Source organism: Pseudomonas sp. SIMBA_068, from assembly GCF_046534705.1.
GTDB classification, from domain to species: Bacteria; Pseudomonadota; Gammaproteobacteria; order Pseudomonadales; family Pseudomonadaceae; genus Aquipseudomonas; species Aquipseudomonas putida.
On sequence record NZ_JAWRYI010001232.1, the window covers coordinates 1 to 248 of the forward strand.

Annotated in this window: 1 pseudogene; it reads left to right on the forward strand. The window is 50.0% G+C overall.

The window, feature by feature from the left end:
- Nucleotides 1-196: pseudogene (locus tag SB756_RS33475) on the forward strand (hypothetical protein); the annotation flags it as partial.
- Nucleotides 197-248: the final 52 nt, after the last annotated feature.

Sequence of the window (248 nt, forward strand, 5' to 3'; positions counted from 1 at the left end):
GGACGCGAATGGGGTGCTGCTGCTGTTCTCCAACGAGATCTCCGAAGAGGGCAGTAACCTGAGTTTTGCCGTGGAGTTTGGCAAAATCGTTGCGCGGCTGGATCTGCTGGCGGAGTTGCTGGATGAGCGTTATCGGCGGATTGGCCTGAATTACGCGCAAAGCCTGCTGTTGATGAATTTTCTGCCGGTGCAGTGAAAGATCGTCAAATCATATTGATATTTTTGCTAGTTACACAATTATCTTGGTG